We start from the raw sequence: 25,315 nt of genomic DNA, 5'->3' as shown, positions 1-25,315 counted from the left end.
AACCGCAGGCGCTCAACCCAGCTGCCAACGGCCTTCAATCTGGTATCTCCCCTGGCCGAGGAAACTGCGCACGAGGATGAATTCGCGCACGAACCAGCGGAACGGCTGCACCGGCTGGATCGGCAGACGCCGCCTGTCGTACAGCAGGGTCATGTGCGGAGTGAAGCGCGGGTCCAGCTTGCCGCCTACGCCGTGCAGGCAGCGCGCCAGTTCCTCGTGCAGGCCATTCAACAACTCGGCGCCGTATTCACTGCGCAGCACGAACGGGTTCTTCGCACCGCCGGCAAAGCTGCCCACCTGATCAAAGCAGACCTCGAACTCGGGCATGCGCACCCGCGCCGCAGCTTGGCGGACCTTGGGCAGCAGGCTCGGCGGCAGGCCAGCGTAGTCACCCAGGTGGTGCAGGGTCACGTGCAGGCGCTCGGGCGCCAACGGATGCCCGAGCAGGCCATGTTCCTCGCGCAAGCCGTCGGCCAGCTCGGCCACGCGCTCGGCCGTCATCGGGTCCGGCATCACGGCAAAGAACAGGCGCTCGGTTGGAATGTCGCTGCCCAGGCCCAGCGTCATCTGGGCCTCGGTGGAGGAAAGCTGCTTCGTCATGGTCTGGTATCGAAAGCCGGCCGTCGTACCCGCTCCGTTGCGGCGGCCAATACTGTCTGGGGCCGCGGATACTAGCAGACAGCGCCGGCCGCGGCCCGGCCATGGCGAAAATTTCACCACCACTTACCGAGCCACGCCGCACAAGGGCTGCCGGTAGTTATCCACATGTTTGCACAGGGCTGGTCCACACCCGCTGTGGATTTGTACCCGCCGGCTGCCATCCACCGGCAACAGGCCTACACTGGGCATGCCGCAGCAAACTCCGGGTGATCGCCATGATCGGTTGGAATGCGTTAGTCCTGCTCGCCGCCAGCAGCGTAGCCTTGGCCGCGCCAGCGCCCTCCCCTACTCCTGTGTCGGCAGCTGCCCCAGCGCCGGTTCCCACGCCGGAGCAGGTAATGGCAATCCCAGCGGAAGTACGTGCGCAACTGCAGGAACGGGTGATCAACCTCGCCAACTCCCCCGAGCAGCGCTTGCACCTGCTGGTTGAGCTGGTGTTCCGCCCGGAGGGGCTGGGACTGGAATACGACACCGAGGCGACCTTGACGGTGGCCGAGACCTGGCAGCAGCACCGAGCCAACTGTCTGTCCTTCACCCTGTTGTTTGTTGCCCTGGCCCGCGAGATCGGCCTGGACGCGCGCATGCAGGAAGTCGGGCAAGTGGTGTCCTGGTACCAGGACCAGGGTCTGATCTTCAATGCCGGCCACGTCAATGTCGGTATGCGTGTGGACGGCCGCAGCGCCACCTTGGACCTGGACAGCAATGTGCTGTACGACCGCCGCGGGCCACAGCCCATCGGTGACAGGCGCGCCCTGGCCCATTTCTACAACAACCGCGGTGCCGAGCAGTTGGCCGCGCACGATTACCCCAGCGCCCGTGCCTACTTTGAAGCATCCCTGCGGATGGATCGGCGCTTCGTGCCGGCATGGAGCAACCTGGGCGTACTCGAATCGCGCGAGAACGACCTGGATGCGGCCGCCAGGGATCTTGAAACCGCACTGGCGATCAACGCCACGCACGCCCCCGCCCTGCACAACGCCACCAAGCTTTACCAGCGCATGGGTGATACACGCCGCGTCGCGCAGCTGCAGACGCGACTGGAACAGGTACGCAAGCGTGATCCGTTCTATCAGTACATGCAGGGCAATAGCGCCGAAACAGCCGGCGACTATGCTCTTGCAGCGCACTACTACCGCGAAGCGGTGCGGCTGTACGGCAATGCCCATCAGTTCCATTTCGGCCTTGCCCGCGCCTACTTCCTAAGCGGCAACAACCGGCTGGCCGAGCGCGAAATGAAACGTGCCCGCGACCTGGGCGGCGATCCACTGCGGGCGGTGTACCAGAGCAAGCTCGACGGCATCCGCCGGCTGGAAGCGCGCCACGCGGCGCGCTGATCGCACGCCACTGCGCGGTGCAGTGTGGCTGCGCCGCGCGAAGCTGGCTCAGGCCTTGCGCAGGAAGCAGGTCTTCAGCACCAGGCCCTTGATCTTTTCCGAGTTGCCTTCGATGTGTTCGGCATCGTCCTCGACCAGGCGGATGTTGCGGATCACCGTGCCCTGCTTGAGCGGGATCGACGAACCCTTGACCTTCAGGTCCTTGATCACGGTGACGGTGTCGCCAGCCACCAGCACATTGCCGTTGCTGTCGCGTACCACCAGGCTCGACTCGGCCGCTTCACCTGCGGTCCATTCATGGCCGCAATCGGCACAGATCCACAACGCGCCATCGGCATAGACGTTTTCCAGCGAACACTGCGGGCAGGAAGCAACAGACATGGGGGACTCCCGGACATTGAATAGCCGCCTATTCTAGCCGCTGGGGTCACAGTCGCTCACACCACCGCCACGCAGCGGGCGGGAAAGTGGCCGCGCGGCAGCCTGCGCCGCGCTGGCAGGACAACAAGTGGCAAAAAAAAGCGGCTCGCGATTCGTCATCTATGTGGCCCTCGCCGGCAATCTCGGCATTGCCGTGGCCAAATTCATTGCCGCAGCGGTTTCTGGCAGCTCGGCGATGTTCAGTGAAGGCGTACATTCGCTGGTGGACACCACCAATGAAGTGCTGTTGCTGCACGGCCTCAACCGTGCCAGCCAACCACCGGACCGGACCCATCCGTTCGGCCGTGGCCGCGAGCTGTACTTCTGGAGTTTCATCGTTGCGGTGCTGGTATTTGCGATGGGTGCGGGCATCTCGCTGTACCAGGGCATCGTCCATCTGCGCGATCCCGAACCGGTCGCCAACCCCACCATCGCCTACATCGTGCTGGCCGTGTCGCTGCTGTTCGAGGGCACCTCGTGGTGGGTTGCACTGCGCGAGTTCCGTGCCAGCAAAGGCCGCTATGGCTATTTCGAAGCGTTCCGGCGCAGCAAGGACCCCAGCACCTTCACCGTGCTGCTGGAAGACAGCGCGGCGATGCTCGGTCTGCTGATCGCCCTGGCCGGCCTGGCGGGCGCGCAGTGGCTGGGCATTCCTGAACTCGATGCACTGGCATCGATCGGCATAGCCGCGGTGCTGGCGGTGGCGGCCTACCTGCTGGCGCGCGAAACCAAGGGCCTGCTGATCGGCGAGCCCGCCCATCCTGAATTGGGCCAGGCCCTGCTGCAGCGGGCCAACGCCGATCCCGACATTGAAAGCGCGAACGGCGTGCTGACCATCCAGGTTGGCCCGAACCAGGTGCTGGCCACGCTCAGCGCGGCGTTTGACGACCGTTGCACCACCGTGCAGATCGAAGCCTGTGTAGCCCGCATCGAGCAGGCCGCGCGCCAGCACCACCCGGAGATCGTCGCATTGTTCGTCAAGCCGGAGACCCCACAGGCCTGGCAGGCCCGGCTGGATGCACTGGAACCGGAATCGAAACCGGGGCCGGCCAACGGCATGTGAAGCCAGCGGCGCGGCCGCGTAGTAAAGTGCGCGGCCGATTCAGCAGCAAGACGTGCAGGCATGATGAAACTCGGCATCGACTTTGGCACCAGCAACTCGGCCGCCGCCGCCCATATCGACGGCAAGGTGGTACCGGTCAGTTTTGGTGAAGCCCAGCAATTCCGCACCACGGTGTACTTCCCCGAGGTGATGCGCGACCCCAACGACTTCGAGCTGACCCCGGCGCTGGAACAGCAGGTCGACGAACTGATCGAATCCGGCCGCCGCAGCGCGCGCGCAGCAGGCACCACGCGCAGCCAGGAGCAGCTGCGCGGCGATGCGATCCGTGTGGTCCGCCGCCAATGGATGGAAGAGCGCATCCGCGAACCCCGCAGCTCCACCGCGCTGCTGCAGAACGCGGTCTATGGCGACGACGCGCTGGAAGCCTACTTCGAAGAGAACGAAGGCAACCTGGTGCAGAGCCCGAAATCGATGCTGGGCTACAACCTGCATCCGCGCGCCAAGCAGACCATCACCGGCATCGCCACCCACATCCTGGAACACATCCGCCTGACCGCTTCGCGCCAGCTGCAGCAGAACGTGCGCAGCGCCCTGCTTGGCCGCCCGGTGCAGTTCCGCAGCTCGATTGGCGCGGCCGGCAACGACCAGGCGCTGGATATCCTGCGCAACGCGGCAATGGCGGCCGGCTTTGACGAAGTGGATTTCCTTGAAGAACCCGCCGCTGCCGCAATGCACTACCACGCTGTCAGCAGCGAGCGCCATGAAGCGGTGATCGTCGACGTCGGCGGCGGCACCACCGACATCGCCCATGCCAGCGTGGGTGGCAATACCTCGCCACAGATCCACCGCGCCTGGGGTATCGCCCGTGGCGGTACCGATATCGATCTGGCCTTGAGCCTGGCCGGCTACATGCCGCTGTTCGGCCGTGGCATCACCCGCGTGCCGGCGCACCACTACGTGGAAGCGGCGATGGTGCAGGACATGACCCGCCAGCGCGATTTCCGCCAGCACAACTACGATGCGGTGGATTTACCGTACGGCCCGCGCCTGCAGGCATTGCAGGACACCGGCAACACCGCGCGCCTGTACCGCGCGGTGGAGCACTGCAAGATCGCCCTGAGCAGCCAGCCCAACCACAGCAGCGCGCTGGACTTCATCGAGCCGGGCCTGTCGGTCGACATCGATGCTCCGCATCTGACCGCGGCGGCCGGTGGCTACCTGTCCGAACTGGAGACTCTGCTGCAGCAGGTGCGCGCTGATATCGGGCACGATCCAGCAGCGGTATTCCTGACCGGCGGCATGTCGCGCGCCGGTTACATCCAGCAGGCGGCAGCGGCGGCGTTCCCGAATGCCAAGCTGGTGCACGGCGACCCATCGTTCGGCGTGGTGCAGGGGCTGGCGTTGGCAGCGGCAGCAAACACCGCAGGTGTGGGAGTGGCGTAAGCCACGAAGCTGAAGCTCTCAAAAGCCGAGAGCTACCCCTCCCCAACCCTCCCCTTGCCTACGGCAAAGGGAGGGAGCTTTTGAAGCTACCCCTCCCCAACCCTCCCCTTGCCTGCGGCAAAGGGAGGGAGCTTTTGAAGCCATCCCTCCCAACCTCCCCTTACCTGCGGCAAAAGGAGGGAGCTTTTGAAGCCATCCCTCCCAACCTCCCCTTACCTGCGGCAAAAGGAGGGAGCGGATGTATCAGCGGTCCAGATTCACCCGCACGGTGCCCGAATGCGACTGGATCGAAATATCGCCGTCGCCGCCACCGATGCGTGCATCAAGATTCTTGCCTGGCCCGTAACGCGGGCTCTCCACCTGGCCTACATCGGAGCGGATGCTGCCGCTGAAGGTGCTGACCTTCAACTGCGCCGAAGTACTGGCCGGCAAGCCAAGCGTGACCGAGCCACTCACCGTCTCCAGGTTGACCCGGCCGCCGGGCTGCAAGCCAGCGCTGCGCACGCCCAGACTGCCTGATACCGACTCGGCATTGAGCCGTTGCACCTTGGCCAGATCCAGCGTGATACCACCCGACACGGTGTTCGCTGAAACCTCGCCACCGCTGCCACCGGCCGCATTGATTCCACCGCTGACCGTTCTGGTCTCCAGGCGCGTTGTCTGCAGCTGCGAGCGGATCGCGCCGCTGACCGTGGTCAACTCCGCCTCACCAGCGCGCCCATTGGCGGTGATGCTGCCACTGACGGTGGAGCTCTGCAGTCGACGCAGATCCACCTCGGCCACATCCACCGTCGCGCTGACCGTGCTGGTCTGCAACTGCGCCGCGCGCGGCACCCGCAGCTCCAGCACCGCGCCACGATTGCTGCTGCGGTTCTGTGGATAGACCACTTTCAGCGCCACGCGGTTGGCGCTGCTTTCCACCTCCAGGCGCTGGCCTTCGCCGAGCGAGCCGGTCAGCTGCACTTCATTGCGGTCCCAGCCACGCACGGTCACCGAGCCGGCAATATTGCTCAATTCCACCCGGCCACCGCTGGACAGCGGCAGGCTGCGGTTGACGGCGGTCTGCGCGAACGCGCTGGTCAGGGGCGCAAGCAACAGGGCTGCTGCCAATAGCCGCTGCAAAGAAACATTCATGAGGAGCTCCTTCAAGTCGAAATTCCGGTCGGGTTGACGCCCTTGCGGGTGAGTTCCAGCCGCAGCGCATAGGTACGCTGCAACTGTCCAAGTAGAAACGTGGCATCGGGGCTCTGCGCGATGGCGCTGCGGATGCTGCCGGCGCTCGCATCCAGCTCGCGCAGTGCCGGTTGCAGCTCGACAGGCAGCGACTGCTGCGGCAGCGTCGCCATCGCCTGCCGGTACTGATAGGTGATGGTATTGGCCTGCTGCTGCAGCGCCGATTCCGTCACCGCCACTGCGGCAGGCGGCTGCTGTGGCAGCAACAGCATGCTTGCCACGCCGACCAAGGCGACTACGCCCGCCGCAGCGGCGTAGCGCGGCCAATGCCGGCGCAGGGCGCGCATTGCGGGTGCGGCGCTGGTGGCAGGAACCGCTGCCACGGGCGGCTGCAGCAAGCGCGGTGTCTGCTCCAGCTGGGCGGCGATGCGCTGCCATACCGCCGCCGGTGCTACCCGTTCGGACGGCAACCCGCGCAGGCGCTGCGCCAGCGCATCATCGTGATCGTTGTCGTGGTGGTTCATCATGCGTCTCCAAGCCGCGTGCGCAACAAGCTGCGCGCACGATGCAGCTGTGCCTTGGAACTGCCGACAGCCATCTGCAGTTCCACGGCGATTTCCTGGTGTTTCCAGCCTTCAATGTCGTGCAATACCAGCACCGCACGAGCACGCGGTGGCAGCGTCAACAGCGCCCGTTCCAGGTCCATGCCGGTGGCATGGCAGCGCGGGGTGTCGGCCATTTCGGCCAATATGTCCATCCCCGACTCACCAATATCCAGCGACTCGAACGTCGCCGCGCGCAGCTCCATCAGCGCCGTATTCACCGCCAGCCGATGCAACCAGGTGGCCAGCGCGCTCTCGAAGCGGAACTGCGGCAGCTTGCGCCAGGCCTGGATGAAGGTCTCCTGCAGCACATCCTCGGCACGCGCGGCGTTGCCGCCGCACAGGCGCCACAACAACGCATACAGGCGCGGCGAATGCCGCCGGTAGATGCGCTCGTAGGCGCGGGTGTCGCCTTCGGCGGCGGCACGGGCCAGCGCGGCATCGTCGATGACGGGCGGTGAGGGAGCGGCAGCGGTCACAAGGGTGTCGAGCATATCCATTGGATGCGGCAAGCAGCAAAAAGGTTTAAAGCCATCGCAAATGTTTTGCCGAAGCGGCTGGCAGCCCGGCCGCGACTGGCAGCAAAGGCCGCGCTGGCCGACAATCGTGGTTTACCAGACCTTTGCTGCCGAATGTTGCGTACCCCTGCCCTGCTGCTCTGCACCGCCCTTGCCCTGGCCGGTTGCGCCAGCACACCTGCCGCCACCGAGGCCGCCACCGACGCGGCAACAGCTGCAGCCGGCCTGCCGCGCGACGCGCAGGCACCGGTGATCCTGGTCTCCATCGATGGCTTCCGCAACGACTATCTGCAGCGTGGCCTGACCCCGACACTGGCGGCGATGGCCGCCAACGGTGCCCGTGCCGAGTACATGCGTCCCTCGTACCCGTCGATTACCTTCCCCAACCACTACACCCTGGTCACCGGCCTGCGCCCGGATCACCACGGCGTGATCGCCAACTTCATGACCGACCCGGATATTCCCGGCGTGCGCTTCAGCATGTTCGACCCGGCCACGGTCGGCGACGAGCGCTGGTGGGACGGCGGCAAGCCGCTGTGGACCAGCGTACGCGAACAGGGCGGACGTGCCGCGGCCATGTTCTGGGTAGGCTCGGAGGCGCCGGTGCACGGCGCGCGGCCCGAATTCTGGCGCCCGTTCGACATCAAGGTGAACTCGCAGCAGCGCGTGCAGCAGGTATTGCAGTGGCTGGCACTGCCCGCCGAACAGCGCCCGCATTTCATCACCCTGTACTTCGACAAGGTCGACACCATCGGCCACCGCCATGGACCCGACTCGGCCGAATTGAACGCAGCGCTGGGCGAGGTGGACGCTGCGATGGCTGAGTTGCTGGCCGGCATCGCCGCGCAGGGCCTGCAGCAGAAGATCAACATCGTGGTCACCTCCGACCACGGCATGACCAACACCAGCCCGGCCCAGCAGATCTACCTGGATGACCTGGTCGATGTCAGCCAGCTGGACTTCGGCTGGACCGGCGCCTACGCCTCGTTCAATGCCCTGCCCGGCGGTGAAGCCGCCGCGCAGCAGCTGCTGTCGGGCAGCTACCCGCACATCACCTGCATGACCCGCGAGCAGATCCCGGCCCGCTTTGAATATGGGCATCACCCCCGTGTACCGTCCTATATCTGCAGCGCCGAGCTGGGCTGGCAGGTCACCACCCGCCAGGCCGAGAAGCGCAAGGGCCACGAGCTATTGGGCGAGCACGGTTACGACAACACTTTGCCGGACATGTATTCACCGTTCATCGGTCATGGCCCGGCCTTCGCCCAGGGCGTGACCATCGCGCCCATCGACAATGTCGACATCTATCCGCTGCTGGCCCGCCTGTTGAACATCACCCCGGCCAGCAACGACGGCAATCCCCGCCATACCGACGCTGCACTGAAGCGCTGACGCACTCGCAAGGAAAACGCATGAAGCACTACCTCCCCACCTCGATGCAGCAATGGATTGAACCCATCAATACCGGCTTGAGCATCCTGCTGATCCTGGTCGTGGCCTGGCTGCTGCGCCTGCTCACACGGCGCCTGCTGGCACGGGTGGGCAAGCACTACACGCTGCCGGCGCAGATCGAGATGGCGATCCGCCGCCTGTCCAACTTCATCATCGGCGCGGTGGCACTGATAGCCATCCTGCAGGCATTGAACGTCCAGGCCAGCGTGCTGTGGACCGCCTTCACGGGCTTCGCCGCAGTGGGTGCGGTGGCGTTTTTTGCGGCCTGGAGCGTGCTGTCCAACATTTTCTGCACCTTCCTGATCTTCACTACCCGCCCGTTCCGCCTCGGTGACCAGATCGAGCTGCTGGAAAACGGCGAGAAACCGGGCCTGAAGGGCGTGGTCACCGACATCAACCTGATCTACACCACCCTGCACGAAGTCGGCGGGCCGAGCGAAGGCACGCTGATGCAGATCCCCAACAGCCTGTTCTTCCAGCGCGGCCTGCGCCGCTGGCGTGGCAGCGACACCCTGCCCACCACTGTGCAGGGAGACGGCTGAGCCGCCACGACGCCTGCTGCAGGTTGGCCGCCTCATCCCCACCGAGTTGGGGATGACGGCCGCGACAGAACAACGCATACAGCCGCAACATCGCCTCGCAATCAGCGCCTGCAGCGCATTGCGGGGCCGGACCGGGCCGCCAGCGGCATCACCCAACTGAACAAAGCCGCCACGCGCTCGCCCCAATCCACAGTGTTCCGCTCCCGTCCACACAGTGCGTGCGAAAATTGCCGGTATTGAGCGACCGGCCCGGTCGCAAGCCCCCGCACGTAATGTCCGCCTCTCCCAATACTTCCTGCCCTGCCCCGCAGGCAGGCGACGCTTTTGCCGTTGCCGACGTCCAGCAACCCCGCTCCGACCGCCAACGCTGGCTCAGCGTCATCGCCCTGGCGCTGGCCGCCTTTGTCTTCAACACCAGTGAATTCGTTCCGGTAGGCCTGCTCAGCGACATCGGCGCCGACTTCGGCAAACCGATCGAACATGTCGGCCTGATGCTGACCATCTACGCATGGGTGGTAGCACTGACCTCGCTGCCGTGCATGCTGCTGACCCGCAATTTCGACCGCCGCAAGCTGCTGCTCGCCGTGTTCGCGGTGTTCATCCTCAGCCACGTGCTGTCAGCCATCGCCTGGAGCTACCCGGTGCTGATGGCCAGCCGCGTCGGCATTGCCCTGGCCCATGCGGTGTTCTGGTCGATCACCGCTTCGCTGGCTGTGCGCGTGGCGCCGCAGGACAAACGCCCGCAGGCGCTGGGCCTGTTGGCTACCGGCACCTCGGTGGCGATGGTGCTGGGCATCCCGTTGGGTCGTATCGTCGGCGAGCTGCTGGGCTGGCGCATCACTTTCGTCGCCATCGGCGGCGTCGCCCTGCTGGTGATGCTGGTGCTGGCCCGGCTGCTGCCGGCCCTGCCCAGCCAGAACAGCGGCTCGGCCAGCAGCATCCCGGTACTGCTGCGACGCCCGGCATTGATGGCCTTGTACCTGCTGGTGATGGTGGTGGTGTCGGCGCAGTTCACCGGCTACAGCTACATCGAACCGTTCGTGCAGAAGATCGGCGGCTTCGATGCGCATGTGACCACGCTGGTGCTGCTGTTGTTCGGCGGCATGGGTTTCCTCGGCAGCGTGCTGTTCTCGCGCTACGGCCTGCGCTGGCCGCGCGGTTTCCTGTTGAGTGCCATCGGCACCCTGGCCGCCAGCCTGTTGCTGCTGCGCACCGGCCTGCACAGTAATTTGTTGCTGTATGTGCTGGTCTCGGTATGGGGCGTGGCGATGATCAGCTTTGCGTTGTCTATGCAGTCGAAGGTATTGAACCTGGCCTCCGATGCCACCGACGTGGCGATGGCGCTGTTCTCCGGCATCTTCAACATCGGTATTGGCGCCGGCGCGCTGATCGGCAGCCAGGTCAGCCTGCAGCTGGGCATGCAACATATCGGCCTGGTTGGCGGCCTGATCGCCACCGCCGGCTGGCTGTGGTGCGTGTACGCGATGCTGCGCTGGAGCGGCAGTTTCCGCCATGGCGGCGTAAACCACTGAGCTGCGGGGGCGCACACATTTACAGTGCGCCCGCTGCAGGTATGCTTCCGCCCACGCCCCTGCTTCCGGGGGTGCTGGTTGGGGGGAGCAAGTGGATCAGGACATCACTGTGCGCGACGCAAACGTCGCCGACGCCGACGCGCTGAGCGCGCTGGTCACGCCGCTGGCACGGCACCTGCTGGATGCCGATAGCGGCGCCAACGCGCATGCCTTCCTCGCGTCATTGACCCCGGCCAGCTTTGCCGAGCGCCTGGGCAACAAGGAATTCGCGCATTACGTGGTTGACGATGCCGGCGCGCTCGCCGGCATGATCGCAATGCGTGGCGACAGCCACATCCATCATCTGTTTGTCAGCCGCAGCTGCCGTAGACGCGGCATTTCCCGTTTGCTGTGGGAGCACGCCTTGCGCGTGCATGGGCGCCGCGAGTACACGGTCAACTCGTCCGAAATCGCGGTGCCGGTGTATGAGCGTTTTGGCTTCATCAGCAAGGCCGCGCCGCAGACAGTGAAGGGCGTGCGCTTCGTACTGATGGAACGGCCGCGGCTGGTGCAGCGTGTCGTGCAGAAGCAATACTTGAACGATGTGCTGCCGCTGGCGGGCAAAAGCTGAGGGTTTCAGTTTTTTTGCCTGCACATGCGCATTCACGGCTGCGCGGGAATGGCAGGCCGATACCACCAGCACGGTCACAGCAGCGCTAGCGCAGCTGGCTGTCCTTGCTGCCGCGCCGGTTGTAGCCGGCAAATGCTTCGTCTTCGTCCTGCGCCTGCTGGCAGGCAATGCACAGCCTCACACCCGGCACGGCCTTGCGCCGCGCTTCGGGAATGGGCGCATCACATTCTTCGCAGTGTTCCAGCCCCGGACCGCTGGGCATGCGGCTGCGCGCACGCTTGATGGCGTCCTCGACGGTGGCATCAATCTGATCCTGAACGGCGGTATCGCCCGCCCAACCGGTGGCCATGACCTGTCTCCACGTACAGCAACAGGTTCAAGCTGCCGCCTGCGCGGCCACAATTCAAGGCCTGCGTGCGCGCCGTTCAGCTATCTGCAGCGCGCCGCAGGCCTTCTTTCACCACATCAGGTCGTCGGGCACCTGGAACTGCGCGTAGTAGGCATCGTCTTCGGCATTGCCGGTGGTAACCGGCGTGTCCGCACTCTGGCCGTGGTCGAGCACGATCAGGCTGGCATCGCGCTCACGCACCTTTTCGGCTGCCACTCGCGGCAGCAGCTCGAAGCCGTCGCCGTGCCGCGCGATCACCAGTGCGCCATTGGCCAGCTGGGCGCGCAGCGCTTCAGTGACCAGGATCGTGCGGATCAACGTACCGTCATTGAAGCGATATTCCAGCTCGCCGGCGCGCGGCAGCTTGCGGTCACTGATGATCTGCCGGGCCTGCGCGCGCAGTTCATCGGCGCGGCGCTGGGCATTGCGCTCGGCGGCCAGCAGGCGGTCCTTTTCGGCCTTTTCGGCGCGTGCACGCTCAGCCTCGCGCTGGCTGTCGGTCGCCGTCGCCGGGCCTTTGCCATGGCGAGCCTTGACCTGCTCACGCGCCACCTGCGAGACCTGTGATTTCTTCACCAGACCAGCCTTGAGCAGCTGTTCCTGCAGCGGATTACCCTTTGCCATCGTCGTTGTTCATGGTTTTGTTGCCGAGGCTGCCATGATAGCGGCCTGCCCGGCCCTACCCAACTCCCCTGCCCGAATCCCGATGCTTGCGCTGAAATACCTGAATGGCTATCCCGAACACCTGCAGCAGCGCGCCCGCGAGCTGCTGGACGCAGGCAAGCTGGGCGAAGCCGTGCGCAAGCGCTATGCCGAGCCGCACGCGGTGCGCAACGACCGCCAGCTCTACGACTACGTACAGGCCATCAAGGAGCGCCACCTGCGCCAGTCGGTACCGCTGGGCAAGGTGCTGTATGACGGCAAGCTGCAGGTGGTCAAGCACGCGCTGGGCACGCATACCGCCATTTCCCGCAACCATGGCGGCAAGCTCAAGGCCAGCCGCGAGATCCGCATCGCCAGCGTGTTCCGCGAGGCGCCGGCCGGGTTCCTGCGGATGATCGTGGTGCACGAGCTGGCGCATATCAAGGAGGCCGACCACAACAAGGCCTTCTACCAGTTGTGCCTGCATATGGAGCCGGATTACCACCAGCTGGAGTTCGACCTGCGCCTGTACCTGACCGCCTTGGAACATGAACCCGCCTGAGCCGCCCATCGCCCAGGCCCCGCCACGGCGCTACACTCCCCGCCCTTCGTAGAACCCTTTGACGCCATGACCACCCCGATCCGTCTCGACAAGCGCGTTTCCGCGCAGCTGCAGTGCTCGCGCTCGCAGGCCCAGCAGTACATCGAAGGCGGCTGGATCAGCGTCGACGGCGTGGTGGTGGAAACCCCGCAGACCATGGTGACCGAGGAAGTCATCACCCTGGGCAGTGAGGGCAGCACCGAGGCCGCCGAAGCGGCCACTTTCCTGATCAACAAGCCGGCCGGCTGCAGCGCCGACCAGCTGGTCGCCCTGCTGAGCGACGACAACCGCTTTGCCGACGACGCTTCCGGCATCCGCCCACTGAGCCGTCATTTCCAGCGCCTGGACTATCTGATGCCACTGGACGATGCCGCCACCGGCCTGGTGGTGCTGACCCAGGACTGGCGCGTGCGCCGCCACCTGCAGGAGTCCGGTTCCAGCCTGGAGCAGGAGTACGTGGTCGAAGTCAGCGGTGAACCCAGCCCGTGGGCCATGCCCAAGCTCACCCACGGCCTGATCTATGAAGGTCGCGGCCTGCCGCAGGCCAAGATCAGCTGGCAGAGCGAGCAGCGCCTGCGTTTCGCGATCAAGGATGTGCGCCTGGGGCAGCTGCAGAACATGTGCGGCCAGGTCGGTCTGAAGGCCGAGCAGATCCGCCGCCTGCGCATCGGCCGTGTCGGCCTGAGCAAGATGCCCGAAGGCCAGTGGCGTTATCTGGCTGCCGATCAGAAGTTCTAGGCCAAGGCCCGCTCCGGCGCCGCAGGAGCCGCCGCTTTGTAGGAGCGGCGTAAGCCGCGAAGCTGGCCGTCTCTCCGGTCACGAAACAAGACGCCATCAAACAATCTGCAGTGACAGGCGATCAGTGGCCGAACGAAGTCCGGCTTCGCGGCTCAAGTTCCACGCCAAGACCTCTCCGTCTGTGCAGGAGCCGCAGTTTTGTGGGAGCTGCGTAAGCCGCGAAGCTGACCATCTCTCCGGTCACGAAACAAAACGCCATCAAACAATCTGCAGTGACAGGCGATCAGCGCGCGGACAAAGCACCGGCTTCGCGGCTTACGCCGCTCCTACAACCGCCAGCAGCGCTCAAAGCAACCGTATAGCCGCCGCTGCCGCCGCACCCACAATCACCACCAGCAGAAACGGCAGCCGCAGCATCAACGCAAGCGCCGCTGCCAGCAACGCGCCTATGCGTGCGTCGAAGGCCAGCCCCTGCCCGGCCGAAACGGTATTCATCGCCGTCAACGAGGCCAGCAAGCCTATCGTCAGGCAACCGGCAACACGGTTCATGCGCGGTGACTGCAGCCAGCGCACCGGCACCAGATAGCCGGCAAACTTGATCGCCCATGCGGCAATACAGCCCAGCACGATCCACGCCCACAGCGTCATCGCTCCAACTCCGGCCCGGTCGTGGGCGCGACATCCGGCTCCAACCCTTCATCGGCAGGGCCGTGCCCGAACCAGCCCCACACCGCCGCAACGGCAGCGGCGAACAGAATCGGCACCCCGGCAGGCAGCCACGGCAGCGCCAGCACTGTCACCAGCGCGCAGACCACGGCAATGGCCACCGGCTCACGTGAGCGCAGACGCGGCCACAGCAGCCCGAGGAAAGCGGCCACCGCCGCGCCATCCAATCCCCATTGGCGGGGGTCGCCCAGCGCATCACCGAGCAGCGCTCCCAACAGGGTGAACAGGTTCCAGCACAGGTACACGCCCAGCCCGGCTACCCAGAAACCGCGCCGCTGCTCCCGCGGATCGCTCTGGCTGGCGGCGGTTGCCGCCGATTCGTCAATGGTGACCTGTGCTGCCACCGGCTTGAGCCAGCCACGCGGGCTCAGCATGCGGTTGATCTGCGCGCCGTATACCGCGTTGCGGATACCCAGCAAGGTGGCTGCGCCAAACGCCGCCGCCCCCGCACCACCGGCGCCGATCACGCCGATGAAGGCAAACTGCGAGCCGCCGGTGAACATCAACAGGCTCAACGCAGCGGTCTGCGCCACGCTGAAACCCGATGCCACCGCCAATGCACCAAACGAGATGCCGTACAGGCCAGTCGCAATCGCTATCGAAATGCCGATGCGTACCGCTGGCGTGATACGCCCAGCGGTGGCCATCAGCCGCGTCCGCGCGCTTGTTCGGCCGCAGCCACAAACACCACGTCGGTGGACGAGTTCAAGGCGGTTTCAGCCGAGTCCTGGACCACGCCGACGATGAAGCCCACCGCCACCACCTGCATCGCTATGTCGTTGGGAATGCCGAACAACCCACAGGCCAGCGGAATCAGCAGCAAAGAACCGCCAGGCACACCGGAGGCACCACAGGCACCCACCGCTGCCAGCACGCTGAGCAGCAAAGCGGTCGGCAGATCGACCGGATAGCCCAGGGTATTGACCGCAGCCAGGGTCAGCACCGAGATCGTGATTGCCGCACCGGCCATGTTGATGGTCGCCCCCAGCGGAATGGCGACCGAATAGGTTTCCTCATGCAGGCCAAGCTTGCGGCACAGCTCCATGTTGACCGGGATGTTGGCGGCCGAGGAACGGGTGAAGAACGCGGTGATGCCGCTCTCACGCAGGCAGCGCAGCACCAGCGGATACGGATTGCGCCGCGTCACCACCGCCACGATCAGCGGGTTGCCGATAAAGGCCATGAACAGCATCGCGCCAACCAGCACCGCCAGCAGATGCGCATATTGCTTCAATGCGCCCAACCCGGACTCGGCCAACAGCGAGGCGACAATGCCGAACACACCCAGCGGTGCCAGCTTGATCACCAGCCGCACCACCCAGGTGATGGCATCGGACAGATCGCTGACCAGCGTGCGCGTGGTCTGACTGGCGTGACGCAAGGCCAGGCCCAGGCCCACCGCCCAGGCAAGCAAGCCGATGTAGTTGGCATTGAGCAGCGCATGCACCGGGTTGTCGACGATCTGCATCAACAAGGTCTTGAGCACCTCGCCAATGCCACCTGGCGCGCTCATGCCAGCCTCGGCAGCCTTCAGCGCCAGCTTGCTCGGGAACAGGAAGCTGGCTGCAACGCCAACCAATGCCGCGGCCAGGGTGCCGATCACATACAGCAGCAGAATCATCCGGATATGGGTCTTCTGCCCGTGCTGGTGGTTGGCGATGGACGCCGTCACCAGCACCAGCACCAGGACCGGCGCCACCGCCTTCAGCGCGGAAATGAACACCGTGCCGAGCAGGCCAACGGCGGTCGCCCCGGCCGGCCAGGCCATCGCCAACACGATGCCGGCGATCAGGCCGATGACAATCTGCAGCACCAGACTGGGCGCTCGGAAGGAGGAAGAACGTTCGGTCATTACGGGGCTCGCGGCAAACGCAAACCCCGATTCTCGCCCAGCCGGGGCACCCACCGCACCCCCGGAACGTCATGGCTGCAGGACAAAATGCCGCCAACACACGAACACCGCTAGGATGCGCACATGAACAAGCCGCCTCGCCCCCACCGTCTGCTGCGCTTGATGGCCTATCTGTTCGGCGCGCTGCTGTTGCTGGTTGGCAGCGGCTTGCTGCTGGGCGATCACCTGACGCCCAAGGCCGTTGGCCTGCCTTCGCAGGTCTTGCCGCTGCAGCCACAGCAGACCTTGATCGACCGCCAGCTGCAGCCACTGCTGGCCCAGAACCCTGGCAAAAGCGGCGCGGTCTACCTCTCAGACGGGCTCGAAGCGTATGCAGCACGCTCCATCGTCACCCGCCAGGCGGGGCGCAGCCTGGACCTGCAGTACTACATGTGGCACGACGACCTGCTCGGCCACCTGCTGGCCCACGATGTCTACCAGGCCGCCGAGCGCGGTGTACGCGTGCGCCTGCTGCTGGACGACATGAATGCCGCCGGCCTGGACCCGCAGATGCTGGCACTGGACCAGCACCCCAACATCGAGATCCGCCTGTACAACCCGTTCCGCAACCGCGACGGCCTGTGGCGCCTGGTCGAAATGGTGCAAAGGGCCTTCAGCATCAACCACCGCATGCACAACAAGGCATGGATCGCAGATGGCCGTGTGGCCATCGTCGGTGGTCGCAATATCGGCGCCGAATATTTCGACGCGCGCCCGGACGTGAACTTCCGCGACCTCGATCTATTGCTGGCCGGCCCGGTTGCCAGCGATGCGAGCAGCATCTTCGATGACTTCTGGAACAGCGACGCGGTGGTGCCGATCGCCGCCCTGCATTACAGCACCGACCAGCAGATGGCCAATTTCGTCAGCCAGGCCGAAGTGGACGCACGCCAGCAGGAGGCCGCGCCATACCTGCAGCGCGTGCGCGCACGGCTCAGCGATGCCTACCTCAGCAAACAATTGGACCTGCATTGGACCAAGGACGTACGCATCCGTTCCGATCCGCCGCGCAAACCCAGTGGTGGTGACAGCAGCCAATGGCTGGTCACCCGCCTGATCGAGGTACTGAGCAGCGCCGAGCATAAATCACTGCTGATATCGCCCTACTTCGTCCCCGGCGCGACCGGCACCAAGGCCTTGATCGAGCAGGTGCGCGACGGCGTGCAGATCGGCATCATCACCAACTCGCTGGCCGCCAACGACGTGGCCGCCGTGCATAGCGGCTACATGCATTACCGCCGCCCGCTGCTGGCCGGCGGCGTGCAGCTGTACGAACTGAAATCACACGGGCATACCAGCAAGGCCTCGCCGTTCGGCAGCAGCGGTGCCAGCCTGCATACCAAGGCCTTCCTGGTTGACGACCGGCGCGGCTTTGTCGGCTCGTTCAACCTCGACCCGCGCTCGGCCTACCTCAATACCGAAATGGGCGCCCTGTTCGACGACCCGGTATTGGCCGCGCGCCTGCACCAGGAATATCTACGCCTCTCCAGCCCCGAGCTGAGTTACTGGGTGTATTTGAACAAGGATCACGAACTGCGTTGGCTGGACCGCGCCAGGACCCCGCCGATCAGCATGCGCACCGAACCGGATACCAACTTCATGCAACGCGCCAGCACGCGGGTGATCAGCTGGTTGCCGTTGGAGTCGCAGCTGTAGGCCGCCCGTGCCGCCATGTAGCGCACAACGCAAGGCCAATGCAGTACCGCTTCACCGGGCTGCGCGGCCTATTCCTGCACGCCATCCGCCTGATTCATCCGCTTCCATAGCCACGTCGCCACATGTTCTGGCAGCTCGCTGGCAAGCGCGGCACAGGCATCGGCCTCGCTCATCCAGCCCTGCGCGTGCAGCATCGCCGCGCTGGCCGCAAGCTGGCCTATCTGCAGCGAGCGCGCCAGACCGGTAGCTGCGGCGGCGTCCACCTGTTTGAGTGCCTGCACTATCGCCGCCGACAGCTTCCAGTGCTCGGCGATACGCACGGCGGTAGGCGCCGTGCAGCGTTCCAGTATGTCCAGCAAGGTACCCGGCTCGCGCGTCCGTAGCGGTGGCCGCACCAGCACATCGGCCGCAGCCTGCATCGCCATGGCTGCGCTCAGCCCCAACAACAGGCCAGCCAGCTGTGCGGCAAAGCCATCCTCGCGCTCCACGCTGCGGGCATGGTCTGCCGCCGCCAGCGACACACGCAAGGTGTACTCCCACAACAGGCGTGCGAACTCGGCGTCCACCCCGCTGGCAGACTCCATCACCGGCTGCACCAGCGCAGCGGAAATGATCTGGCGGATGCCATCGTTGCCGATCAGGGTGACCGCACGCTCGATGCTCTGCACATCCTGTTGCTGCAGCCGGTACAGCGGACTGTTGGCGATGCGCAGCAAGGTGGCCGCCAGCACCGCATCGCTGCCGATGATCCGCGCGATCGAACGCGAGGAGGCCGTGCTGTCATTGACGCTCTGGATCAGCTGCGGCAACAGATTTGGCCGCCGTGGCGTGTAGCGCGAGGACAAATCGGCACGACTGAGCGCTGCCACCACGTCATCGACCACCGCCCGCTGCACCCGCAGCGCGTCGGCCGGTATTTCCGCTGCGCCAAGCGCGCTCAACAGAAAGCGCCGCTGCAGGTCGTCGGCGCAGATCGCCGGACCGGGCGTTCCGGCTGGGGAGGCCGCAACAGCCGGGGCCACATACACGCGGCGCCGCGGCTGCGGCGCGTCGTCACGGCCTCGCAGCCAGAGCCAGACCAAGCCTCCGACCACAACTGCTGCAAGCACTGCCGAAATAATCACCATGAGAAAGCAGAAAACATCCACGCGGAAGCCTGCCTGCTATATCGGCCCGCCCTCACCCTTCTTTAGCCACCCAGCCGGACCGCTGCACAGGCCAATGAAACAACATCTGCAGGTCCACGGCGCGCCGCCGCCAAACCTGCCTTTAGGACGAATCTCAAAATAACCGGAAATGCGAAATTCCATATTGTAAATTCCGAAAAAATGGTAATTATTAAAACCAATAATTACGGTAATGGAAGGTCACGAAAAACCAGCCCGCCAGGCCGAAAATTCCCAACTGAATCCCAATAAAACCCTTACAAATCAATCATTCACCAAAATTCCCCTCATTAGATCGCTGACACCAGACTCAAGCCGCACGCGAGACTTTGAAGGGCAGCATCAAATACTTGGTTTCACCCGCTAAACCATAATCACGCTGCACAGCAACGGCCAAGGGAAGGCCATATCCAAACCAAGCAAACAGTGCGCACCAAATACCAGATTTGTGAATAACAGCACAGGCAAATGGCAACTTCCCCGATTGCAGTAAATCCAATCATTGCTATGGTCAATAGAAGTTTATGTATTTGGATTTAGTTCCAAATATAAAACCACTCCCTCAATAGCCACGCACGGGCAAACCATATGCGCTGTAAAACCGGCTGCAACACAATGCGGGTGCGCGGCGGGCGCCGCTTTGCCACCACGATGAAAGGCAAGGAGCCCCGCAGTTTCCTGGTCGATGGCGGCTACGCCACCGAAGCTGGTCTGTCCGCTTGGCCATGCCGTGCAACGCGAGGGTTTCTTCAGGGACAGCAGAGGCAAGTACCCGCTGCCTTGAGCGGTGGCCGGCATCCGCTGCGGCCGCTGTCTGCAATGCCACCGATACCCCACCGACATCGACGACACCTTCCGTACCCGCCGTCCAGCCTGGCGGGTTTCGTCAGCGCACAGCGCCTGCCCGTCAATGGCGGCTTTGTCTTCAACTAAAGGGAAGACGGTAATGTCATCGCCCCATGCAACACCCTTGAAAGAACAGACCCGCTACATGGTGCCGGCTCTGGAGAAAGGCCTGAACATGTTGCAGCTGTTTGGACAGAATGGCGAGCTGAGTTTCACCCAGGTCTGTCAGCGCACTGGTCTGCCCAAAGCATCGGTGTACCGCACGGTGCAGACGCTGGAGCAGATGCGTTTCCTTACACGCAATAGCGCCAGTGGCGGCTATAGCCTGGGCATCAGCGTGCTGCGCCTTGGCTTTGACTATCTGTCATCAATGGACATCGTGCAGATCGGGCGGCCGGTGATACAGCGCCTGCGCGATATCACCAGCTATTCGGCACAGCTGTGCGTGCTGGATGGTCGCGAGATCGTCTACGTCGCACGGGCCAGCGCGGTTGGCGAAGCAGCGGCTGCGGTGGGCGTGGGTACGCGCCTGCCTGCGCATTCCACCGCCATTGGCCGGGTATTGCTGATGGCCCTGCCACAGCAGGACCTCAGCCAACTGTTCCCCGAGCCCAGCCTCTCCTTCACCACCGAGCAGGGCCCGAAGACGCCGCAGGAGCTGATCGAACTGCTCGGCAGCGACTACCGGCGTGGCCATGCCATCAGCGAGTCTTTCTACCAGCCCGGGGTATCCGCGGTGGCCTACCCGCTGCGGGACCGTGACGGCAACGTGGTGGCGTCGATCAGCGTCATGGTTCCGCGCTCGGTCCTGCCAGCAGACCTGAAGACCTCACTGAGCACGCAGGTGCAGAAGGCCGCGCATGAACTCGAAAAGTTCCTGCACACCGTCTAGCTGCGCGCCAGGCGCGGCCAGAAACCGGGTTGTTGCCACACGTCCAGTCATCCGCCCTTTGTATGCCGGCGCCAGCTGCTGCAAGCGCGGAGCGGCGCAGCGCCAGCTCCCCTTCGTTGCCCTGCAAGCGTAATCGTGCCCGTTACCAGCGTCGTCGCAACGCGGTAGCGGTATTGGCTTACTTTTCCTGCTTCTGCAGACGGACGCCCATCGGCCCCTGCAGCGAACCGTCCTCATTGAGCGTGAACTCCAGCATCTCGCCGTTGCTGTCAGGTACCTCGACCTTCAGCGTGTCGCCTTCGCGGGCGTAGTGGGTCTGCTGCGACTTGCCCAGCATTTCGACCATCACCTTGCCATCGGAGGCAAAGGTGTAGCTCACCATGCCCATGCTGTCGCTCCAGGTGCCGCTCAAACCCTGGCTGCACGCGGCCAGCAGCGCCGCCAGCACGACGATCAGTAATTTCTTCATGCACCACTCCCGTAGAATCCGCCGCCGCAGCGGTGTCGCTGCAATTATTCTGGCACAGCACCAATCAGGCTACGCTGCTGCAATCCACAACAGAGTCCGCCGCCATGGGTCGCATTGTTTTATCGCTTTGCCTGCTGGGCCTGCTGCTGGGCTGCAGCAGTACGCCCACCTCAGCTACCAGCACCCAGGCGCATGGGCGGTTCGTGGCGCGGCAGCTGGATTTCGAAGGCCACCAATTCCGTTATCAGGTATTTGTACCGGCCACTGCGGCAACGCCGCCCGGTGCCCGCCCGCTGGTGTTGTTCCTGCACGGCTCGGGCGAACGTGGCGATGACGGGCTCAAGCCAACGCTGGCCGGCATTGGCCCTTGGCTGACCCAGAACCCCGATACGTTCCCGGCGCTGGTGGTGTTCCCACAAGTGCCGGAGAACGAGGAATGGCGCGGGCGCAATGCACGCATGGCGCTGGCCGTGCTGGATGCGGCCAGCGCCGAGTTCGCTGCCGACCCGCGCCGCATCTATCTCACTGGTATCTCGATGGGCGGCTACGGCAGCTGGGAACTGGCCCTGACCCGGCCCGATCAGTTCGCCGCGCTGGTCCCGATCTGCGGCGCCCTGCGCGCACCGCGTGCCGACCGCCCGGGCCTGATGGTGGACCAGGTAGCCAACGCCGACGATCCCTACCAGGCCACGGTGGCGCGCCTGCGCGATGTGCCGACCTGGATCTTCCATGGCGCGCTGGACCAACTGGTCCCCACCACCGATGACCGCGCCATCGCCGCCGCCAGCCAGCAACTGGGCGCGGGCTGGCGCTATACGGAGTACCCCGACGTCCCCCACAACGCCTGGGACCCGACCTATCGCAATCCTGCCATGTGGCAATGGCTGTTCAGCCAGCAGCGCCATTGACCGGCCGGCGGCGCCGCCTGCCCTTTGCGCAGGCGGCAAACCCACCGCAGTGCCCATGTTTGCATGCCTCGGCGGCGAGCCGATGCGCCAGCAGCGATAGCTTGATGGCAATCACGCACCAGCCGCCCCGCCTACACCGTTCCTACACAGCGTGGATTGGACAGTTGCAGGCACAGGCGCACGCTTCTGCATCCCTTCACAAACAAGGACGGTTCGTGCCATAACAGCGCCACGCCGTGCCTGCCACCTGCGGCTGCGGCGATGCAACGCATTACGCTGTAACGGAAACCGGAGACTCAGGCTTGGCAACTACCGCATCGGCAACGTTTGACCCGTTGCCGCGTCCCCGTGGTCTCTATTCGCGGCTGCACCTGCTCATTCTTGCCACCCTGTTGCCACTGCTGGTGATCGGCGCCTTTGCGGTCTGGAATGCAGCGCGCGACTACCGCCAAAGCTCGGAGCAGCGCCTGCAGGAGACCGCTACCGCCCTGGCCCGCGGCGTGGATCAAGGCATCGAGGACAACATCAACCAGCTGCGCCTGCTGTCGTTGCTGGCGCCGCAGTTGCAGCACACCGCCCCGGAACTGCAGGCATGGGCACGCCAGAATCCGGACATCCGGCTGATCCAGGACGACAGTGCGGATGCCCGCACCCTGCCCTCAGACCTGCTGTACGACGCACGCCGCGAGGGCAAGGTGCAGGTCTCGGACCTGTTCACCAATATCGACAGCAAGGCCCCTGAAGTGGCCATCGCGTTGCCCTTCGAAGCTGCCGGAACCACCCGCGTGCTGACCCTGGTGCAGCCCTCCAACCGCTTGATCGCCAGCATCACCGGCGCCGGCAGTGACCACCACCTGCTCGCTGCCGTGGTCGACAGCAAGGGCGTCATTGCCGCACGCTCACTGTCGCCGGAACGTTTCATCGGCAAACCCGTGCCCGACTGGGACATCCTGCAACGCCGCGGCGGCCAGCAGGGCCTGATCGACGCCAACAGCAAGGAAGGCACACCGATCATCCTGGCCTTCCACATGCTGCAGGCCGCGCCCGGCTGGGCATTGGTGGTGGGTGAACCACAACAGAGCTTCCAGGCACGCTGGCAACAGCCCCTGCTCGGGATCATTTTCGGTGGCATCGTGGCGGCGCTGATCGCCCTTCTGTTCGCCCATGCCATTGCCCGCAGCATCCTGCTGCCGATCCGCTCGCTGGCCCAGCGCAGCCACAGCGTTGTGGCCAACACGCCCGGCCCTCCCGATCCGCAACCGTCCAGCATCCGCGAAGTACGCAGCCTGCAGAGCAGCCTCAGTGGCACCGTGGATGCATTGAAGAAAAGCGCCGATGAAGCGCGCGATCTTGCCCGTGACCTCAAGGCCAGCGAACAGCGTTACCGCGCCGTGGCCGAAGCTGGAGCGCTGGTACTTTGGCAATCGGACCGCAACGGCCGGGTGCTTTCGGCCACCGGTTGGCGCGAGTTGACCGGCCAGCCCGATGATCATGCGCTCGGCAAGGGATGGCTGCGCCGGGTCAACGAGGACGATCTGGCACAGATCGAAATCGCGCTGGAGCAGAGCTTCACCGCCGCGACCTTGACGCCATTGGATGTGGAGTTCCGCATCCTCGATCTGCATGGGAATTGGCGCTGGCTGCGGGCACGCGGCGCGCGCATCGGCCACACCCAGAGCAGTTGGGCCGGCGTGTTGGAAGATGTGGACGCACGCCGCCAGGCCCAGGCCCGCATCGCCTATCTGGCCCAGCACGATCCACTGACCGGGTTACCCAATCGCGCTGTGTTGTTTGAAAAACTCGAACACGCCCTTCTCGCTGCCCGCCGTGGCCACCGCAGTGCCTTGCTGCTGTTGGACCTGGACCGCTTCAAGGAGGTCAACGACAGCCTCGGCCATCCCAGCGGCGACCGCCTGCTGCAGCAGGTTGCACAGCGCATCCTCGGCTGTGTGCGCGGCAATGATCTGGTGGCCCGCCTGGGCGGTGATGAGTTCGCGGTGCTGATGGCACCGGAGAGCCGTGCTCCCGAAGCCGCATCCTCGCTGGCCGCACGGCTGGTGGAGGAACTGGGCCGCAGCGTCGAGTTGGAGGGACATCAATTCGTGGTCAGCACCAGCATCGGCATCGTACTGATCGACAGCCAGTCCACTGCCACCGATAGCCTGATGCGCAATGCCGACCTGGCGCTGTACCGGGCCAAGGATGAGGGCCGTGGCTGCTATCGCTTCTTCGAGGCGGAGATGGACACCCGCATGCAGCGCCGCCGGCAACTGGAAACCGAACTTCGCACGGCGCTGCAACAGCAGCAGTTTGAACTGCACTACCAACCCCTGGTGGATCTGCGCCAGCGCAGCGTCAGTGGCTTCGAAGCCCTGCTGCGCTGGAACCATCCACAGCGCGGCCTGCTTGAACCCGTCCACTTCCTGGGCCTGGCCGAGGACATCGGCATGATGGTGGTCTTGGGTGACTGGGTGTTGCGCCGGGCCGCGCACGACGCCTGCCAATGGCCGGAGCAGATGAAGGTGGCGGTGAACCTGTCGGTATCGCAGCTGGCCCAGCCCAACCTGGCCGAGGCCGTTGAACAGGTTCTGGCCGCAACCGGCCTGGCGCCGTCCCGGCTGAAGTTGGAAATCACCGAGAACGCCCTGATCGCCAACATCCAGGCGGCATCGGCGCACCTGCTGCGGCTGAAGATGGCCGGCGTATCGATCGTGATGGACGACTTCGGCACGGGTTACTCGTCGCTGGGCTATCTGCGCGCGTTCCCGTTCGACAAGGTAAAGATCGACAAGTCCTTCATCCGCGACCTTGGCGAACAGAGCCAGGGCAGCGCCATCATCGGTGCGGTTTCGCACCTGTGCGCCAAGCTCGGCATCACCTCCACCATTGAAGGGGTGGAGACCCAGGCGCAACTGGCGCAGCTCACCGAAGAGCACTGCGCCGAAGGCCAGGGCTATGTATTCGGCAGGCCGATGCCGCTGGCGCAGGTGGATGAGTTCATCCGCGACTGGCCCATGCGCTGGAACCGCGACAGCTGAGCCAC

25 protein-coding genes are annotated in these 25,315 nt (G+C 64.8%); 13 read left to right on the top strand and 12 right to left on the bottom strand.

Features of this window, described 5'->3' with window-relative positions; genetic code table 11:
- Positions 1–12 precede the first annotated feature (12 nt).
- On the bottom strand, positions 13–600 hold the full coding sequence (gene thpR / locus ACVOKO_RS08850; RefSeq protein WP_346498559.1) for an RNA 2',3'-cyclic phosphodiesterase: 588 nt from the start codon (positions 598–600) through the stop codon (positions 13–15).
- A gap of 275 nt (positions 601–875) precedes the next feature.
- Here thpR and ACVOKO_RS08845 point away from each other — a divergent pair, with 275 nt between their 5' ends.
- A complete protein-coding gene (locus ACVOKO_RS08845) occupies positions 876–1,994 on the top strand; it encodes a tetratricopeptide repeat protein (protein WP_430980736.1) in 1,119 nt (372 codons plus the stop codon).
- A gap of 48 nt (positions 1,995–2,042) precedes the next feature.
- On the opposite strand, the gene ACVOKO_RS08840 is transcribed toward ACVOKO_RS08845, so the two are convergent.
- Positions 2,043–2,375 carry a zinc ribbon domain-containing protein YjdM gene (locus ACVOKO_RS08840; protein WP_346498557.1) on the bottom strand — a complete coding sequence of 111 codons (333 nt, stop codon included), beginning with the start codon at positions 2,373–2,375 and terminating at the stop codon, positions 2,043–2,045.
- 112 nt (positions 2,376–2,487) lie between these two features.
- Here ACVOKO_RS08840 and ACVOKO_RS08835 point away from each other — a divergent pair, with 112 nt between their 5' ends.
- Together ACVOKO_RS08835 and ACVOKO_RS08830 are read left to right on the top strand one after the other, a co-directional pair.
- Entirely contained in the window at positions 2,488–3,477 is a 990-nt protein-coding gene (locus ACVOKO_RS08835; RefSeq protein ID WP_346498570.1) for a cation diffusion facilitator family transporter, read from the top strand.
- Between the two features lie 63 nt (positions 3,478–3,540).
- Complete coding sequence (locus tag ACVOKO_RS08830; RefSeq protein WP_346498556.1) at positions 3,541–4,920, top strand: Hsp70 family protein; 1,380 nt, start codon at positions 3,541–3,543, stop codon at positions 4,918–4,920.
- A 243-nt stretch (positions 4,921–5,163) separates the two neighbouring features.
- Here the strand turns inward: ACVOKO_RS08830 and ACVOKO_RS08825 are convergent, their stop codons facing one another.
- Genes ACVOKO_RS08825 through ACVOKO_RS08815 form a run of 3 tightly spaced genes read right to left on the bottom strand, consistent with a single transcriptional unit; the run spans position 5,164 to position 7,189 of the window.
- Positions 5,164–6,054 (bottom strand): DUF4097 family beta strand repeat-containing protein, encoded by an 891-nt coding sequence (locus tag ACVOKO_RS08825; RefSeq protein WP_346498555.1) that lies wholly within the window; start codon positions 6,052–6,054, stop codon positions 5,164–5,166.
- An 11-nt stretch (positions 6,055–6,065) separates the two neighbouring features.
- Positions 6,066–6,617 (bottom strand): hypothetical protein, encoded by a 552-nt coding sequence (locus ACVOKO_RS08820; RefSeq protein ID WP_430980735.1) that lies wholly within the window; start codon positions 6,615–6,617, stop codon positions 6,066–6,068.
- The gene (locus ACVOKO_RS08815) at positions 6,617–7,189 is read right to left on the bottom strand and encodes an RNA polymerase sigma factor (RefSeq protein ID WP_346498553.1); all 573 of its coding nucleotides are present in this window, start codon (positions 7,187–7,189) and stop codon (positions 6,617–6,619) included. The genes ACVOKO_RS08820 and ACVOKO_RS08815 overlap by 1 nt, the downstream gene beginning before the upstream one ends.
- Positions 7,190–7,327: 138 nt before the next feature.
- Here ACVOKO_RS08815 and ACVOKO_RS08810 point away from each other — a divergent pair, with 138 nt between their 5' ends.
- The 4 genes from ACVOKO_RS08810 (at position 7,328) to ACVOKO_RS08795 (ending at position 11,349) form a co-directional block, all read left to right on the top strand.
- Positions 7,328–8,605: an alkaline phosphatase family protein gene (locus tag ACVOKO_RS08810; RefSeq protein ID WP_346498552.1), complete on the top strand. Its 1,278-nt coding sequence runs from the start codon at positions 7,328–7,330 to the stop codon at positions 8,603–8,605.
- A gap of 20 nt (positions 8,606–8,625) precedes the next feature.
- The gene (locus ACVOKO_RS08805) at positions 8,626–9,207 is read left to right on the top strand and encodes a mechanosensitive ion channel domain-containing protein (RefSeq protein ID WP_346498551.1); all 582 of its coding nucleotides are present in this window, start codon (positions 8,626–8,628) and stop codon (positions 9,205–9,207) included.
- A gap of 272 nt (positions 9,208–9,479) precedes the next feature.
- The gene (locus tag ACVOKO_RS08800; RefSeq protein WP_346498550.1) at positions 9,480–10,739 is read left to right on the top strand and encodes a sugar transporter; all 1,260 of its coding nucleotides are present in this window, start codon (positions 9,480–9,482) and stop codon (positions 10,737–10,739) included.
- A gap of 109 nt (positions 10,740–10,848) precedes the next feature.
- Complete coding sequence (locus ACVOKO_RS08795) at positions 10,849–11,349, top strand: GNAT family N-acetyltransferase (RefSeq protein WP_346498549.1); 501 nt, start codon at positions 10,849–10,851, stop codon at positions 11,347–11,349.
- An 85-nt stretch (positions 11,350–11,434) separates the two neighbouring features.
- Here the strand turns inward: ACVOKO_RS08795 and ACVOKO_RS08790 are convergent, their stop codons facing one another.
- Together ACVOKO_RS08790 and ACVOKO_RS08785 are read right to left on the bottom strand one after the other, a co-directional pair.
- Positions 11,435–11,698 carry a DksA/TraR family C4-type zinc finger protein gene (locus tag ACVOKO_RS08790; protein WP_282265397.1) on the bottom strand — a complete coding sequence of 88 codons (264 nt, stop codon included), beginning with the start codon at positions 11,696–11,698 and terminating at the stop codon, positions 11,435–11,437.
- Positions 11,699–11,806: 108 nt separating this feature from the next.
- The gene (locus ACVOKO_RS08785) at positions 11,807–12,361 is read right to left on the bottom strand and encodes a DUF2058 domain-containing protein (RefSeq protein ID WP_346498548.1); all 555 of its coding nucleotides are present in this window, start codon (positions 12,359–12,361) and stop codon (positions 11,807–11,809) included.
- 82 nt (positions 12,362–12,443) lie between these two features.
- Between ACVOKO_RS08785 and ACVOKO_RS08780 the strand changes: the two genes are divergently transcribed.
- A complete protein-coding gene (locus ACVOKO_RS08780; RefSeq protein ID WP_346498547.1) occupies positions 12,444–12,941 on the top strand; it encodes a M48 metallopeptidase family protein in 498 nt (165 codons plus the stop codon).
- 66 nt (positions 12,942–13,007) lie between these two features.
- Positions 13,008–13,718 (top strand): rRNA pseudouridine synthase, encoded by a 711-nt coding sequence (locus ACVOKO_RS08775; RefSeq protein WP_346498546.1) that lies wholly within the window; start codon positions 13,008–13,010, stop codon positions 13,716–13,718.
- Between the two features lie 345 nt (positions 13,719–14,063).
- On the opposite strand, the gene ACVOKO_RS08770 is transcribed toward ACVOKO_RS08775, so the two are convergent.
- Genes ACVOKO_RS08770 through sstT form a run of 3 tightly spaced genes read right to left on the bottom strand, consistent with a single transcriptional unit; the run spans position 14,064 to position 16,296 of the window.
- Positions 14,064–14,366, bottom strand: coding sequence for an AzlD domain-containing protein (locus ACVOKO_RS08770; protein WP_346498545.1), 303 nt, complete (start codon positions 14,364–14,366; stop codon positions 14,064–14,066).
- Positions 14,363–15,091, bottom strand: a complete 729-nt coding sequence (locus ACVOKO_RS08765; protein WP_346498544.1) for an AzlC family ABC transporter permease — start codon at positions 15,089–15,091, stop codon at positions 14,363–14,365. The genes ACVOKO_RS08770 and ACVOKO_RS08765 overlap by 4 nt, the downstream gene beginning before the upstream one ends.
- Positions 15,091–16,296, bottom strand: coding sequence for a serine/threonine transporter SstT (gene sstT, locus ACVOKO_RS08760; protein WP_062168363.1), 1,206 nt, complete (start codon positions 16,294–16,296; stop codon positions 15,091–15,093). Before sstT ends, ACVOKO_RS08765 begins: the two co-directional genes overlap by 1 nt.
- Positions 16,297–16,419: 123 nt before the next feature.
- Here sstT and ACVOKO_RS08755 point away from each other — a divergent pair, with 123 nt between their 5' ends.
- Complete coding sequence (locus ACVOKO_RS08755) at positions 16,420–17,991, top strand: phospholipase D family protein (protein ID WP_346498543.1); 1,572 nt, start codon at positions 16,420–16,422, stop codon at positions 17,989–17,991.
- A gap of 68 nt (positions 17,992–18,059) precedes the next feature.
- Here the strand turns inward: ACVOKO_RS08755 and ACVOKO_RS08750 are convergent, their stop codons facing one another.
- A complete protein-coding gene (locus tag ACVOKO_RS08750) occupies positions 18,060–19,073 on the bottom strand; it encodes an HDOD domain-containing protein (RefSeq protein ID WP_346498542.1) in 1,014 nt (337 codons plus the stop codon).
- Between the two features lie 1,030 nt (positions 19,074–20,103).
- On the opposite strand from ACVOKO_RS08750, the gene ACVOKO_RS08745 reads away from it, so the two are divergent.
- Positions 20,104–20,895: an IclR family transcriptional regulator gene (locus ACVOKO_RS08745; RefSeq protein WP_346498541.1), complete on the top strand. Its 792-nt coding sequence runs from the start codon at positions 20,104–20,106 to the stop codon at positions 20,893–20,895.
- Between the two features lie 178 nt (positions 20,896–21,073).
- Here the strand turns inward: ACVOKO_RS08745 and ACVOKO_RS08740 are convergent, their stop codons facing one another.
- A complete protein-coding gene (locus ACVOKO_RS08740) occupies positions 21,074–21,364 on the bottom strand; it encodes a hypothetical protein (protein WP_346498540.1) in 291 nt (96 codons plus the stop codon).
- Positions 21,365–21,468: 104 nt separating this feature from the next.
- Here ACVOKO_RS08740 and ACVOKO_RS08735 point away from each other — a divergent pair, with 104 nt between their 5' ends.
- Together ACVOKO_RS08735 and ACVOKO_RS08730 are read left to right on the top strand one after the other, a co-directional pair.
- Positions 21,469–22,272, top strand: a complete 804-nt coding sequence (locus ACVOKO_RS08735) for a carboxylesterase family protein (protein WP_346498539.1) — start codon at positions 21,469–21,471, stop codon at positions 22,270–22,272.
- Positions 22,273–22,574: 302 nt separating this feature from the next.
- Positions 22,575–25,310, top strand: coding sequence for a bifunctional diguanylate cyclase/phosphodiesterase (locus ACVOKO_RS08730; RefSeq protein ID WP_346498538.1), 2,736 nt, complete (start codon positions 22,575–22,577; stop codon positions 25,308–25,310).
- Positions 25,311–25,315: the final 5 nt, after the last annotated feature.

The sequence above is a fragment of the Stenotrophomonas sp. STEN240 genome, from assembly GCF_056756175.1.
The sequence above is the reverse complement of the archived record's forward strand: the minus strand, read 5'-3'. Positions and strand labels throughout refer to the sequence as shown.